Genomic DNA, 14,178 nt, shown 5'->3' on the forward strand with positions numbered 1-14,178 from the left:
CCTCCTGCCAATCTTTCTCTTTGGGATAAAGATAGCATATATTTTTCTTTTCGTATTATAGTTTTGAGTTATTTATTGTAAAAATAGGTTTGCATTTCCTTTACTGAATGGTCACGGAATGCAGTACCACATCTCCTTTACAGGTTACTTTGATTTCATAGGTTTCCGGCTCTGCTTCCGCAATTGCTTTTCCATCTGCCAAAACCGTAAGTTTTCCGTCCCCACTGCAGTCAGTGATAACTTCCTGCGGCGTCCGGTCCAGGGAAATATATCGGAATACTGCGCTGCTTCCGTCACACAGAATAACGTCCCTTCCGTTTACATAAGCGCCGCCTTCCACTTCGCAGGCTCTCCAGCCCGCTATTTTCTCTCCCTGTTCAAAAGGCTTCCCCGCAGGGCATCTGTACGGGATTTTCAAACGTGGCTTACACGAAATCAAATGGCGGAGCTTTTTGACCGTGATGTAAAAACCATCGGTAAACATATTAACAATGCCGTGAACTACTCGGCAACTAAGTTACCAGAGCATCTGAAATCTGGCGGGATACCGCCTTTTTTCAGGGTGCATCCATGACACCAATACTGCTTGCCTTTCGGCTATGCAGCTACTTTTATTATTTTTGGATTTTTCAGTCCGGTTACGGACAGTTCTTTTTGCTTTCCGAATACGGAAAGATATTTCCGCAGGATATTAAATGCGCCTACTGCATCTGCATTGTATCTTACTCCGTCAGTTATATACACGCCCCGTTCTTTTCGGTTTGATGCTTCTGCATATCTTTTTGATACTCCCGGTGATAATGGACTGCACTGGCTGGTATAGCTTTCCTCTTGTTTTATCAATTGGATCCCATACAGTTTCAGCTTATATTCCAGCATGATATACAGCCTGTTATATGGCAGTCCGTGAAACTTCTGGTTGGTCTTATGCCCCATATCTTTCTCTTTACGGATATTTCGGATGTCTCCCACAACCACACAGCGGATATCTTCTTTTCTGCAGTATTCTGCAATCCATCTGGTCACTTTGTGAAGGTAATCCTTCACTGCATTCTGTTTTTTCCTGTAAAGTCTCCGGATGTGTTTCTGAGCGTGCGAAGACGAAAACAGATATTCAGCCCAGGTGACGAATTCATCCGTCTGCTCAAACTCATGAAAGAGAGTTTCCTGCATCCCGGCAAGCACCCATTATAAGAGATAAAAAATGCCACCTGCCGCAGGAATTCACCTGTTGCAGATGGCATCTTCTCCACCATCATAAATATACAGTTTTTCTCAAAAATAGCATCCGACCTTTGGTTAGTATGCTATCCGATCCACCACTCCGGCGTCAGTTCCGAGCCAGTTGTCCTTCGTCATCAGGTTGACCTGTCCTGTCCTTTTCTCGTGCATGAGAGTGCGGAACAATATGATCCACAACATAAGAATAATCAAATTTTCGCAATGATGAGTTCTCCTTTCTCCCAAAGCGAATATTTATCGCCCATTTTATTCATTATTTTGGGAGATATTCTCTGCCGTTGGGAGAAAATCTCTACTCCCAATTATATCCTCCTTTCTCCCAATATCCAATCATAATTGGGATTTATTTATATTTTTCATTTGCATTCTTCTCTGCTCTTTCACCTTGGCTGATATTCTTCTCGGCATACGATAACTTGCAGCTGCCAGAAATGGCAGCTGTATTTTTTAATAAGGTACTGGCTGTTTACCGCTTACGTCATCAAACCCTGTGCTTCTCTGCTCAAAGGTTTCCTTTACTGCTTCCTTCAGTTCTGTTCCATCAAGGTCATACCAGTCAGCGAGGATATAAATATCGTAAAAATTATTATATTATTCTCCATAGTCATCATAATAATCTTCTGCTTCTTCTTCGTCCTCAAAATCATCCTCATTATCATCGTATAAATCTTCTCCATCAGAATACTGACTCATGTTGTAGCCGTATGGATTTGTGTCTTCTGGAGCTGGTGCGGTTGTCGTGATTGTGATAGAACGCCACCATATTTCATCTGTCTGTGAATCTTCAGTAGGCTCAGGTGTGACTGTCGGTGTTTCTTCAGTAGGTTCGGGTGTGACCGTTGGTGTCTCTTCAGAAGGTTCGGGTGTGACCGTTGGTATTTCTTCAATAGGTTCAGGCGTGGCTGTTGGCTGCTCTTTCATCGGTTCAGATGTATGGCTTTCGTATGTTTGACGATCTCCGCAAGCGGATAACAGTGAAATACTTATGGCGGCGGTTAGAAAAATTGTGAATCTTTTCATAAACAAATTCCCCTATTTGTATTAATCCTGGCAAGGGACATGCGGCATTCTGGATCATGAACGCATGTGATCCTGCATGCCTGCCATCTCAAGGACCTTCACCACCTGAATGGTTTCCTCCATCAGTTCGTCCGCTACCGCATTCTCCTTCCCGTCAATAATCTCCGCGAAGTCCGCAAATTCCTGCGTCATACGGTGCCGGACTGCAGGCGGTAAATAATCCTTTACAATGGATTTCCGCACAGTCGCGCCCGCCGCATCTGTACTGACCGACGGATTTCCCAGATCAAGCGTCTGAATCGTCAGCTTTTCCGGTACGTTCGGCTTCCCGTCTGCACGCATCCATCCCTTTTCTCCCTGGACACTGATGAAACCCGGGCTGTCCGAGTCTTTTGCGGACGCGCATACACAGATGAAACCGGGATACGTCAGGACAAGAACTCCGGAAGTGTCCACCCCGTTATAGCCCCTGTTTGGGAAATACTCCGCATCCTCCGGCATTCCGAACAGGCCGACACAGTAGTGAATCGTATATACCCCGAGATCGTTCACTGCCCCGCCGTACTGCGCCGGGTCAAACACGGGAGCAATCACACCGTTCAGATACGCATCATAGCTGCGGGAATACTGAGAATAATTACAGAGGACAAGCTTTGGGGCTCCAATACCGGGAAGACATTCCCGCATTTTCCGGAAGACAGCGCTGTGCAGCACAGTGACAGCCTCCAGAATGATTCGATTTTTCTCCCTGGCCAGATCGCGCAGTTCCTCCGCCTGACTGCTCTCAAGGACAAACGGTTTCTCCAGAATCACGTTTTTCCCGTGAAGCAATGCCTCCTTCGCGTAAGCATAGTGTACGCTGTTGATCAGACCGATGTATACCGTATCCGCGTCTGACTGTTCCAGGAGCATTTCGTAATCGGTATACACCTCCGGTATCCTGTATTGATCCGCTAGACTTCGCGCCTTCTCCCGGCTGTGCGGCCTTCCGAAGATGGCCCGGGTATCAATGCCGCGCAAAGAATCTATTGCATAAAGAGCTTCCTGTACTATTTTTCCGGTTCCGATTATCGCTAGCTTCATATCTGTCTCTCCATATCTCCATCAATTACCATCCATTAGTATTTCCATCCACTGGTATTTCCATCCACCAGCATCTCATCCACCTGCATCTACGCGCCATGCCATTTCCGCTTAGCACAGGCACATCCGGTTCCTCTTCGACAACACATCCGGGGTTCGATTCGCCGCTTTCTTTAATCCCAAAACCACCTATGAAAAGAAATATATTCATTTCAAAGCCACATGAAAACGCCACATATCAAAGGAAGAAAAAGAAAATACGAAGAAAGATGCGCCGTTCTGTTCTCCGTGTGTTAAGATAAAGGCCTGTGAAATCATGAGGAGGAATTATTGTGAAAAAAAATACTGTTGCCTATCTGGGTCTTATCTTTGTGTTTGTATTGTGGGGGAGCCTTTACGTGGTTAGTTCGGTCGTCCTGCGATATATGCCGACCTTTGCCGTCATGTTCTGCCGTTTTACGATTGCCTTTGCTGCCCTGAGTATCATCGTGAAGACCGGAAGCCGGAAATGGAATGCCGACGAGACGGATGAACAGGGACGAAGTACCAGGATTGACGGGCAAGGGTGGAAATACGTCATTCTGATGGGCGTGTTCGGCTATGCAATCGGCGTCGGCATCCAGCTGATGGGCACCAAGTACGCAGGCTCATCAATGGCTTCGCTGATCAATTCTATGTGCCCGGTTACCATATCTCTTATGGCAGTACCGATTCTTCATGAGAAGCTCACCGGAAGCAAGATCATCGGAATCCTTCTGGCGGTATTCGGCGTTTATCTGATCCTGGGAACCGGCGGAAACATCAATCTCCCGGGCATACTGATGTCGATTGCCTCTGTTCTTCTGTGGTCTCTCGTCTCCGTTCTTACCCGTCAGGGTCTTGCGAAATACAATCCGCTCGTCATCACCAGAAATGCCATTGGAGTGGCGGCAGTTTGTGAATTCATCTTCGCACTGATCGAACACGCTGTGACTCATTCGACGATTCACATCAACGGAGGTGTGATTGCGGGCTTATTATATCTCGGTATCCTGTGCACCGGTATTGCTTATATTCTGTGGAATCAGGGACTCGCTGTCCTTCCGGCAAGCAACTGCTCGGCACTCTACCCGATTCAGCCCCTGACCTCCACCATCATGGGTGTGATCTTCTTCCACGAAACCGTCGGTCTTTCCTTCGCCGCCGGATCCGCCTTCATCATTGTCGGCGTCCTGCTGTGCCTGCTGGGCGGCATGCTGTTCAGCCGCCGGAAAACTTCCGCTCATGTCCGGAGCTGATCTGATTTCCGCCCCCAAAAAAGGCGGAATTCCGGATTCTCCGGACGGGATACCTCCTGGCGCATCAGTTCCTCGAATCCCAGTCCGGTGCGTGCCGGAAACTCCTCCATTGTGGCATTGATCCATATAGCGATAATCATCCATATAGCAGTAATGATCCGTATAGTGGTAATGATCCGTATAATGGTAATGATCCGTATAGTGGTAATGATCCGTGCATCGGCATATCTTACTTATGCGGGTATCAGCCACGCACAGCATACCGCGCAGAGAATACCGACTCCGGCGCCCGCGGCGACATCGGTCGGGTAATGTACGCCAAGATAGATTCTGGAGAACGCGATGAGCGCGGCAATCACAAGGAAGAGGATTCCTGCGGGTGCCGGAACTCGCAGCATAAATACGACTGCGCACGAAAAGGAGGCAGCGGTATGGCCGGATGGAAATGAAAGATCCTTCGGATGAGGGATCAGCGGAATCAGGACCTCATGCGTGTCATACGGACGAACCCTGTGAAAGATCGGCTTCAAAACCAGGCTGATTATGACGGCAGAGGCCGCAAGAGATGCCAGTGCTGTCTCAGCTGTCCTTTTGTACTGCGGCATAAACCACATGACCGCACAGACCGCGAACCAGAATATTCCGAGGTTGCCCAGTGCGGTCATAATCTTCCAGAAAACCGTTGCATATCTGTTTCTGAAATTGTTCTGAATCCAGAGCAGGATGTCACGGTCTGCCTGTCTCAGTTTTTCCATGCATTTTCCCTCCCCGTTTTTATTAATGCCGGAGAACCGGAAAAAACTCCTCTCTCCGGCTTCACTTCCTGCACAGCTACATTATAAAGGCAGAATGTGTATTTTTAAAGTCAGCACATGTAAACAATACGGGAATTGACGGAATGAAAGGGTCTCTCTCTGACCAGTCTTCTTTCGTCTGCGCCTCCCCGGCAGACGGGATGCTTCTTTCGGGGCCACAGAATGTTCATAGACTGAGCAAATCTTTATCACAAATTCAGAGTAGTATCAAAAATGTAGAAACGACCAGCACAGACGTTTCTTTTTCATATTTCTGATCGAAAAGATCAGTTTTCTCCTTCCTAAGAACGACAGGAAGCCCGGGCATTACCACCCGGGCTTCCTGTCATTTTATATTCAGGCTATACGATTGCTGTCAGAAATTGTCATTCATTTCCATCTCCCGGAAACGGATCTGATACTGTCCTGGTGTACAGCCGGTGTATTTCCGGAAAATGATAATGAACTGCCTCGCGGCATGTTCCGTTTTTACCGTTTTTCAGGATTTCTTCCGGAACAATTTGCGGAATATAAGTCTTCCCAACGGACCGCCGAAAAAGATCTGCCACGCGAGCGCCATGGGGAAGTTCATTGCGGCTGTCTGCAGCCATACACCGATGAATCCGGCCTCATGAAAATCTTTGAATAAAATCGTCGCGACCAGGCTCATCGCCGGGCACATGAGGCACACGGTCAGAGAGCAGCGGATCAGCAGAATGAAAAAGGGCGGCATATTATCCGAGATGACTCTGCCTGTCAGATACATCACAGGTTTTTCCATCACAAACATTTCCAGCACAATTGCCACCGGCCACATAATCCTGAGCTCCCCGAAGGCCATTCCGAACACGGCGTCTCTCATCCCGCCGATATTCAGAGAAATGTTGTAGCAGATCATCGCGTAGACCATAATAAAAGCCATGATCACAGTAAAAATGAAATTTTCGAACTTGTTTTCGGGCATAAAAAAGACACTCCTTCCGATATATGACGTGTTGTTCGTTATCACTGAAGAGAGTGTGCGTTTCCAATTAAACCGTATTCTTAAATTAACCTGCCTATCATAGCATATTCTTCCACGTCATGTAAAGCTTTTTTGATCTCTCGTTATGTAAATTTTTTGTTTTCTCGTTACGCAAATATCTTTTGATTCCCCGTTATAAATTGCGGCGTAAAACCCACAGGCTTGCCTGTGGGATGAAAGCCACTTTTCTGTGTAAAACTACATTTCTACTACTTGACGCATACATAGATCGAATATATAATCTATGTATAAATCAATAATAGTTTCAGCTTATGAGGATATAAATATGCGTGAATCATATAAAGCAATGCCCTTTACAAGAACAACGCATCATGATGAAGTCATAAATAATAACGAGCCGTGGGAAAATCATCCTGCTTATGATACAACAGAAACAAGATTTTGTATTGTGGACGCCAATACGGGCGAAGTGCTTGATGACGCTCAAGGATATGGGTATAAGACAGCCTCAAAAGCATATGCTGGATACTCTTACAAGAACAGAGATAAGAGTAAAGATAATGAGCGTCTTGCCAAAAAGAAGCATATAAATAATTGGATGAAACAAAATAAATCATTCGTAAAACTGATGGATGATTATGCCTTTGAAATGGCAAAAGGCACTATGGCTCCTGATGATAAATTCGATGCAAAGTTTGTAAAAAATCTGCTGAAATCAAAAGGCTTAGAGCCTGATTTTACAACAAATGAACTTTTGAAAGCATGGAGGAATTATAAATAATGGCACGCTCTAAAAGTAATAACGTACAAATCAATATTTCTATCCCGTCTGAATGGAAGACCCAGCTTGAGAACCTTGCACGCATCTATTCTGTCGAGGAAGGTGAAACCATTACATTTCTTGACCTGATGCGCAGAGGGATTCAGGAAAAATATCAATTAGGAGAAAAAGACAATGAGCGAGGAACAATATCATAGTGCTTCGAATTGTAAATATCTGACGCAGTATCATATCATCTGGTGCCCTAAGTTCAGATTTTCTGTCTTGCAGAAAGGCGCTGACGATAAACTAAAAAACATCCTTGCTGACATCTGCAATCAATACAGATATGAAATCAAAGCATTGGAAGTGATGCCAGACCATATACATATATTCGTGGATTGTCCGCAGACAGTTGCTCCCTGTGATATAGTAAGGACGCTTAAAAGTATCAGCGCTATTGAAATGTTTAAGGTTTTCCCGCAGCTGAAACAGTTTTACTCCCGTTGTGGAGTATTATGGTCAAGGGGATATTTTGTATCAACGGTAGGACATATAAGCGAAGCTACAGTTAAAAAATATATCGAGGAACAGAAAAATCATGACTGATGAAGAATACAAGAAAACCTTGAAGCAATTTCATAAACTTTCTGACAGACATATCTTGGTTGTCGAAACCGATATGTCTTATTCTGATGTCGTGAAGGTAGTTACTTTTTCCGATAAGATACGAAAAGCAGGCAATGAACTTGTCGGGCTTATGAGAAAGAATTATGACCAGCTCTTGCGTACGAAAAGATATCGTAAACTGCTTAAATTGTATGGTAATACTCAAGACAAAGATAAACGTAAGGTCTTGGCAAAACAGCTTAATGAAATGCAGTCTGCATATAACGTCACATGGGATTTTTGCAGAAAGTCCATGATTCCGATAGGCAAGAAATACGGTATAGATGCCATATTCGCCCTCACCAAAGCTGAGGATGTATGGCGTGGTATCGAAAAATGCCTCTATGATAATGGCAAAACAATACATTTTTCAAAATATGGAGATTTACCCTGCATCAGGGCCAAACAGATAAACCGTGGCATCTCAATGTCCGTTAAGGATAATAAACTGCAATTCAGGCTTGGTAAAACTATGTTTGGAATACAGGTAAATGACAGATTTCAACAGGATGAAGTAGATGCCGTTTTATCTTATCTTGCCGAACCAGAGAACATAGATAATAAAGCTGTTAATACACTTATCGAAGATGACTGCTGCATAGATACATACAGACCATGCTATGCTACTCTCGTGCCTAAGCTGATAAGAGGTAAATACAGACTATATCTACATCTAACCATCGAAGGAAAAGCGATGCCTAAATATGACAAGTACGGCAATCCCCGTCACATATACGGCAAGGGTACGATAGGCGCTGATATCGGAACGCAGACGGTTGCATATACATCAGATACCGAGGTTGGCTTAAAAAATCTTTCGGAGCGTGGTAACAGTATCCAGACATCCGAAAGAAAGGAACGGCTCCTTTACCGCGCCATGGACAGGTCAAGGCGGGCAACGAATCCACAGAATTATAATGATGATGGCACTATTAAGAAAGGTCGTAAGACCTGGAAATATTCAAATCATTATAAGAAGCTGAGATCTAAACATGCTGAATTGTGCCGTATCAATGCAGTAAACAGGCAGCTCGCAATAAATGAGGATTCTAACCATTTGCGAAGTCTCGGAGACATATTTGTGACAGAGCCTAAAAATGCAGGCAAGCTGATGAAACGAACTAAAGAAACTACCATTAATAACAAAGGAAAGTTCAATAAGAAAAAGCGTTTCGGTAAATCCATAAAGAACCGCTGCCCCTCTGGATTTCAGACTACAGTAGAAAAGAAGTTTAAGGTCACGGGTGGTACATATATAGAAGTTCCGAACAATTACAGGGCAAGCCAGTACGACCATACGGCTGATGATTACATCAAAAAGAAATTGTCTGACAGGCTGTATAAACTTCGTGATGGTACTGAAGTACAAAGAGACTGGTATTCATCATATCTGCTTTACTGTTACGATTATAGAACACAGAACATAGATAAAGAAAAATGTATTACAGAATTTAAGGCTCAATACAACAAAGAAAAAGCCCTAATCGCATGGATTAAGGCTAATAAAATCAAGATACTGAATAGCGGAATTAAAGTAGCTTAACAATTCAATATCAGGGCGATTGACTGTACTTCCTTGCTGAAAAGCAGAAATTTACCGCTAATGTGGTCGTTGGACTGCTTGGTAATGAAAGTCCTGATTCAAACAGATTTACACTTGTAACTCCAAAGCCTGAAAATGGTATACGATTACAAGCTAAACTTGGCAGCCAGAACCCCACGGGCTTGCCCGTGGGAGCAGTCAGAATAGCTCAAACTTACTCCTATGGTTAAAGGAGACGATAGCAACTGCCCACAGCCGAAAAGCAGCGGATTTCCGCCTGCAGCAAACGAAAGGATATTATCTATGAAACCGATATCTGGTCTGAGCCGAAAGATTTTTCTGAAAATGAATCCGCCCTCTGAGGAAGACTGCCGTTCCTCCCAGGCGCGCATCCTAGATGCTCTGAAGGAAAAGGGCATTTCCGCATCATTCTCTGCCGCTGCTCTCCGTCAGCTATACCCTCTGTGTGAGAATGCAGGCTGGAAGGTCACGGCTTCTCTCGGTTGGAACGGAGCACTGTGGGAGATTCTGTATCTGGAGGCCGGAGACACGGAGAAGAGCCATTACGGACTCGCGGTCGATCTCGGAAGTACCTCCGTTTACATGCGCGTGCTGAACTGTAAATCCGGCGAAACCATTGAAGAGGCCAGCGCATACAACCGGCAGATCGCCTTCGGCGAGGATATCCTCACCCGTATTTTTTACGCAAAGGACAACCCCGCGCATCTCGACGAGATCCGCAGAGCGACGATAAGAACTCTGACCGATCTCCTGTCCTCGCTTTGCGACAAAACCGGGATCGCGCCGTCAGAGTATCTCGCGATGGTGGTATCCGGCAATATGACAATGATTCATTTTCTCATTGGCCTCGACCCCTTCTGTATCTTTCAGACCCCCTATGCCGTCCGCTCCGATGCGCCGGGATTTCTCCGCGGAACGGATCTGGATCTTCCAATCGCCGGCTATGTGTACTGTGTGCCAGGCAAGGCCAATTATCTCGGCGGAGATATCATCAGTGGCATCCTTGCGACCGGCATATATGAGGAAGACAAAATCTCCCTGTTCTTCGATGTCGGAACAAACGGAGAGCTCGCCGTCGGAAACCGCAGTTTTCTGCTCTGTGGGGCCGGCGCCGCGGGTCCCGCTCTGGAGGGTGGCGTTGTTCACACCGGTATGCGCGCCGCGCCGGGAGCCGTGGAAAGCGTGTCGCTTGCGAACGGCGAATTTCACCTGAAAACCATCGATGATAAAGTCCCCGCCGGTATCTGCGGCTCCGGCATCGTCGATCTTCTCTCCGAGCTGTTTCTAAACGGCTGGATCAACCTGCAGGGCGTGCTGCAGCCCGAGAAGAGTAGCCTCATCTCTATCCAAAAGAACCCGGACACCGGAATGGAGGAAGCTGCTGTCTGCTATTCCTCCGGTCTTTATTTCTATCAGAGCGATATCCGGGAGTTTATCAACACAAAGGCCGCTGCCGCTACGATGATCGAGTACATGCTGCACGCTTCCGGCATCCGCCTTGAAGACATCGATACGTTCTATATGGCAGGTGCCTTCGGTGCACATATACACAAGGAATCCGCGATTAACATCGGCATGTATCCCGACGTTGAGCGCGACCGCATCTGCCCTGTCGGCAATACCTCGCTCAAAGGCGCATCAAAGCTTCTCCTGAACAAGGATCTTCTGACGGATATCGATCGCATTCTGGATCTCATGTCATACGTGCAGTTCGGCGCGGTCGATAATTTTGTGGAGATGATGCAGGCGGCTTCCGCCCTCCCGCACACGGACGGAAGAAGATATCCGAGCGTCATGAAAAAGTTAAGGGAGAGGGAAGCTCACAGGGAACTGCAGAACAACTGAATATATGAACACCATCCGAAGCTGCAGAACGACCCGTCCATGAAACAGGTCGTTCTGTGCTTCAGATCATTCTATTTTCCGTCTATTCCACCTCACGCAGTAACCGGTCTATTTTCTCCTGCTTATCATAGGGCAGGTAGGTGAAAGGCCCGTTCAGCATCTGACGTAACGTAAAAAGTTCTTTTTCAAACGGAATTGCCTTATATTCTGAATAGAAGTACTCATCGAGAATCGCCTTTGTCTTCGGATTCTCATTCAAATCACTCATCAGTGAATCCAGACTGTAGATCTTACGATATGGTTTTGTCGGCCGATAAGTAAACGAATACGTTCCGGCGAGAACGATAAGCACCACATCACTATCCTCCTGTCTGATGCCGATAATACCATCCATGTCTGAAGCAATATTCTGAATCTCATCAACACAAGCATCCGGAAGATGTATTTCTGCCTCTGTATTAAACGGAACCTCTGCCTCAATGGTAAGTTTCCCCTGCCGCAACTGGTACCCACTGCGGATGAGCCCCGAGGCGGAACGCAAAGATCCTTCTGCCTGCGGTATCGAATAATCCGGCTTCGGAGCAAGCTTGAACCTTCTATAACCAGCGTATTTTTCATCCGGATTGATACCGATCATATTCCGGAACATCCACTCCACCACTGAGCCATAGGAATAATGATTCAGGGAATTCATTTCCGTTCCGCTGATCCTGCCATCCGGCAGCACGGAATTCCAACGCTCCCAGATCGTGGTAGCCCCCATCAGAACCTCATACAGCCATCCGGGAAATCCCTCTTCCAAAAGCAGGTGATACGCATAATTATTCATGCCATTTTCTGACAGCACACGCATGAGATATGGTGTCCCGACAAAACCGGTTTCCAGATGATAACGATTGCGGGCAAGTTTATTCAGAAGCCCCGCACGCACTTTATCAACCGCATGTTCCGGCGTCAGTCCCATATAGAGGACAACTACATATGCCGTCATTGTATCCACGCAGAGCCGTCCTGTCGGTGAAAAATATTCCCGGATGAAAGCGTCCCGGATTTCATTGGCCAATGTCGAATACTTCCCTGCGTCCTCCTCATATCCCAGGATTTCGGCTGTTTTCGCAACAATTCTTGTCGAGTAGTAATAATACGCAGAGGAGATCAGAAACGGATCCGTTCCTCCAAAGACTCCGCCTTCGACATTTCCGTCCAGTGCAAGCCAGTCTCCATAATGAAAACCGCTCTGCCAGAGCCGTCGGGCGCCGTCGGCGTCATCCTGACTCTTCATGTAATCGACCCACCCGCGCATACTTGAAAATTGTCTTCGCAGAATACCTTTGTCCCCGAAATGAAGATATACATTCCAGGGAATGATGGTTGCAGCTTCTCCCCAGGCAGTGGAAATTGTACCGGTATAGCCTGCCGTAGGAACAACATCCGGCACTGCCCCGTTCAGTCGTTCCTGTTCACAGGCCAGATCATACCCGTATTTTGTGTAAAATGCATAGGTATCCATATTGAAGCATGCTGTACCTGAGAAAATCTGCGCGTCACCAGTCCATCCATATCTTTCATCCCGCTGCGGGCAATCGGTGGGAACATCCAGGAAATTTCCCCGCATACCCCATCTTGTATTTTCAAAGAGCTTGTTGACCAGAGGATTTGATGTTTTGATCTGGCTGAGTTCCTCCATCTCGGAATAAATCACGAGTCCGCGAAAATCATCCGGATCCGGCTCACCCGGCCATCCTGTGATTTTTACATAACGGAATCCATAAAATGTAAAATGCTGCCGTACCGTACGCTCCGTGCCATCGGATACATAAGTAAATTCAGCCAGCGCTGTACGCAGATTGTCGCGATAAAAATTACCTTCCTGTAAAATCTCTCCAAACTGGAACCGAATCCGCGTTCCCGCCGGGGCAGCACAGTGGAAGCCGAGCCATCCAACCATATTTTGTCCCATGTCCAGCACCGTTTCCCCGGCGGGGGTATGAATTAATGCGACAGGACGGATTTTTTTCTGAATGATTATCCTTGGATCGAGACGGGGCCTGAGTTTTGATTTATCAAGGTCAATTTTTCTGGTATTCAGCACCTCACTGCGATCGATCCCGGGCTCATATACTTCACCGGGATAGATTCCACTTTCAATTACAGGACTCCTGTGTGCTTTCCAGTTGTCATCTGTACAGATGATATCTTCTGAACCGTCTTCATAAAAAAGCTTCAGCTCAGCGATGCACGCAAGACGGTCGCCATACACTTCATGATTCTTTCTAAGACCATACCAGCCTTTATACCACCCGTCGCCAAGCATGATTTCAATCCGGTTATGTCCCTGCCGGAGATCCGGGATCATCGTCTGATAGGGAATCCAGGCATCATAATCACAGAAACCGGGCATCAGACATTCTTCTCCCAGTTTTTCCTCATTGATATATACTTCATAGAGGCCGAGCCCCGTCAGATAAAGACGAGCTTTCGCGAGAGGTTTTGTAATTTCAACATCTCGAAAAACACATACCTGAAGGCTTTTATCCGCATCCGGGGTGATCCACTCTGCCTTCCACGGTCCCCTCATCACAGTTTCGAACCAGGCAGTTTCACTTTCTGCAGAATCCCCGTTGTCAGCGTTCACAAACGCCTTCCAGTAATAGCGGTTCTCCGGTTCCAGGGAAACCGGAAGTTCATAGGCTAAGCTGCTAAGATCCTCCCGATAACCACTATCATACAGAATGTTCCTGAAATCCGGGTCTGCTGCAAGCAGCACGCGCGCATTCTTCTGTTTCTTTCCGGAAGTATCCTCGGTCACAAATGACACCGTCGGATGATCGAGCTCGTATCCGATCGGGTTCACCAGATGGTTTACCTTCATATGTGTGATTTTCATAAGTTCCTCCTCTATCTCGACCTTATATCAGCATGGATGGACCGGACCGCAA

General features: G+C 46.5%; 13 protein-coding genes. 6 read left to right on the forward strand and 7 right to left on the reverse strand.

Annotated elements, in window-relative coordinates; genetic code table 11:
* Positions 1-100: 100 nt before the first annotated feature.
* The 4 genes from ACTQZS_RS00195 to ACTQZS_RS00210 form a co-directional block, all read right to left on the reverse strand.
* The gene (locus ACTQZS_RS00195; RefSeq protein ID WP_441474036.1) at positions 101-418 is read right to left on the reverse strand and encodes a hypothetical protein; all 318 of its coding nucleotides are present in this window, start codon (positions 416-418) and stop codon (positions 101-103) included.
* A 179-nt stretch (positions 419-597) separates the two neighbouring features.
* Entirely contained in the window at positions 598-1,173 is a 576-nt protein-coding gene (locus ACTQZS_RS00200) for an RNA-guided endonuclease TnpB family protein (protein WP_441474037.1), read from the reverse strand.
* Between the two features lie 660 nt (positions 1,174-1,833).
* The gene (locus tag ACTQZS_RS00205; protein ID WP_441474038.1) at positions 1,834-2,262 is read right to left on the reverse strand and encodes a hypothetical protein; all 429 of its coding nucleotides are present in this window, start codon (positions 2,260-2,262) and stop codon (positions 1,834-1,836) included.
* Between the two features lie 54 nt (positions 2,263-2,316).
* Positions 2,317-3,345, reverse strand: coding sequence for a Gfo/Idh/MocA family protein (locus tag ACTQZS_RS00210; protein ID WP_441474039.1), 1,029 nt, complete (start codon positions 3,343-3,345; stop codon positions 2,317-2,319).
* A gap of 332 nt (positions 3,346-3,677) precedes the next feature.
* Here ACTQZS_RS00210 and ACTQZS_RS00215 point away from each other — a divergent pair, with 332 nt between their 5' ends.
* Positions 3,678-4,622 carry a DMT family transporter gene (locus ACTQZS_RS00215; RefSeq protein WP_441474040.1) on the forward strand — a complete coding sequence of 315 codons (945 nt, stop codon included), beginning with the start codon at positions 3,678-3,680 and terminating at the stop codon, positions 4,620-4,622.
* A gap of 233 nt (positions 4,623-4,855) precedes the next feature.
* Here ACTQZS_RS00215 and ACTQZS_RS00220 read toward each other — a convergent pair whose 3' ends face one another.
* Entirely contained in the window at positions 4,856-5,377 is a 522-nt protein-coding gene (locus tag ACTQZS_RS00220; RefSeq protein WP_441474041.1) for a phosphatase PAP2 family protein, read from the reverse strand.
* Between the two features lie 538 nt (positions 5,378-5,915).
* Positions 5,916-6,380, reverse strand: coding sequence for a DUF2798 domain-containing protein (locus tag ACTQZS_RS00225; protein WP_441098833.1), 465 nt, complete (start codon positions 6,378-6,380; stop codon positions 5,916-5,918).
* Positions 6,381-6,726: 346 nt separating this feature from the next.
* On the opposite strand from ACTQZS_RS00225, the gene ACTQZS_RS00230 reads away from it, so the two are divergent.
* The 5 genes from ACTQZS_RS00230 (at position 6,727) to ACTQZS_RS00250 (ending at position 11,239) form a co-directional block, all read left to right on the forward strand.
* Entirely contained in the window at positions 6,727-7,182 is a 456-nt protein-coding gene (locus ACTQZS_RS00230) for a hypothetical protein (RefSeq protein ID WP_441474042.1), read from the forward strand.
* Entirely contained in the window at positions 7,182-7,379 is a 198-nt protein-coding gene (locus ACTQZS_RS00235) for a hypothetical protein (protein ID WP_441474043.1), read from the forward strand. The genes ACTQZS_RS00230 and ACTQZS_RS00235 overlap by 1 nt, the downstream gene beginning before the upstream one ends.
* Positions 7,357-7,770 (forward strand): IS200/IS605 family transposase, encoded by a 414-nt coding sequence (tnpA, locus tag ACTQZS_RS00240; RefSeq protein ID WP_441474044.1) that lies wholly within the window; start codon positions 7,357-7,359, stop codon positions 7,768-7,770. Before ACTQZS_RS00235 ends, tnpA begins: the two co-directional genes overlap by 23 nt.
* A complete protein-coding gene (locus ACTQZS_RS00245) occupies positions 7,763-9,373 on the forward strand; it encodes a hypothetical protein (protein WP_441474045.1) in 1,611 nt (536 codons plus the stop codon). The genes tnpA and ACTQZS_RS00245 overlap by 8 nt, the downstream gene beginning before the upstream one ends.
* 303 nt (positions 9,374-9,676) lie before the next feature.
* Complete coding sequence (locus ACTQZS_RS00250; RefSeq protein ID WP_441474046.1) at positions 9,677-11,239, forward strand: ASKHA domain-containing protein; 1,563 nt, start codon at positions 9,677-9,679, stop codon at positions 11,237-11,239.
* 82 nt (positions 11,240-11,321) lie between these two features.
* Here ACTQZS_RS00250 and ACTQZS_RS00255 read toward each other — a convergent pair whose 3' ends face one another.
* Complete coding sequence (locus ACTQZS_RS00255) at positions 11,322-14,126, reverse strand: family 78 glycoside hydrolase catalytic domain (protein ID WP_441474047.1); 2,805 nt, start codon at positions 14,124-14,126, stop codon at positions 11,322-11,324.
* Between the last annotated feature and the right edge of the window lie 52 nt (positions 14,127-14,178).

Source organism: Bilifractor sp. LCP19S3_H10 (assembly GCF_052119185.1).
GTDB lineage: Bacteria > Bacillota > Clostridia > Lachnospirales > Lachnospiraceae > Bilifractor.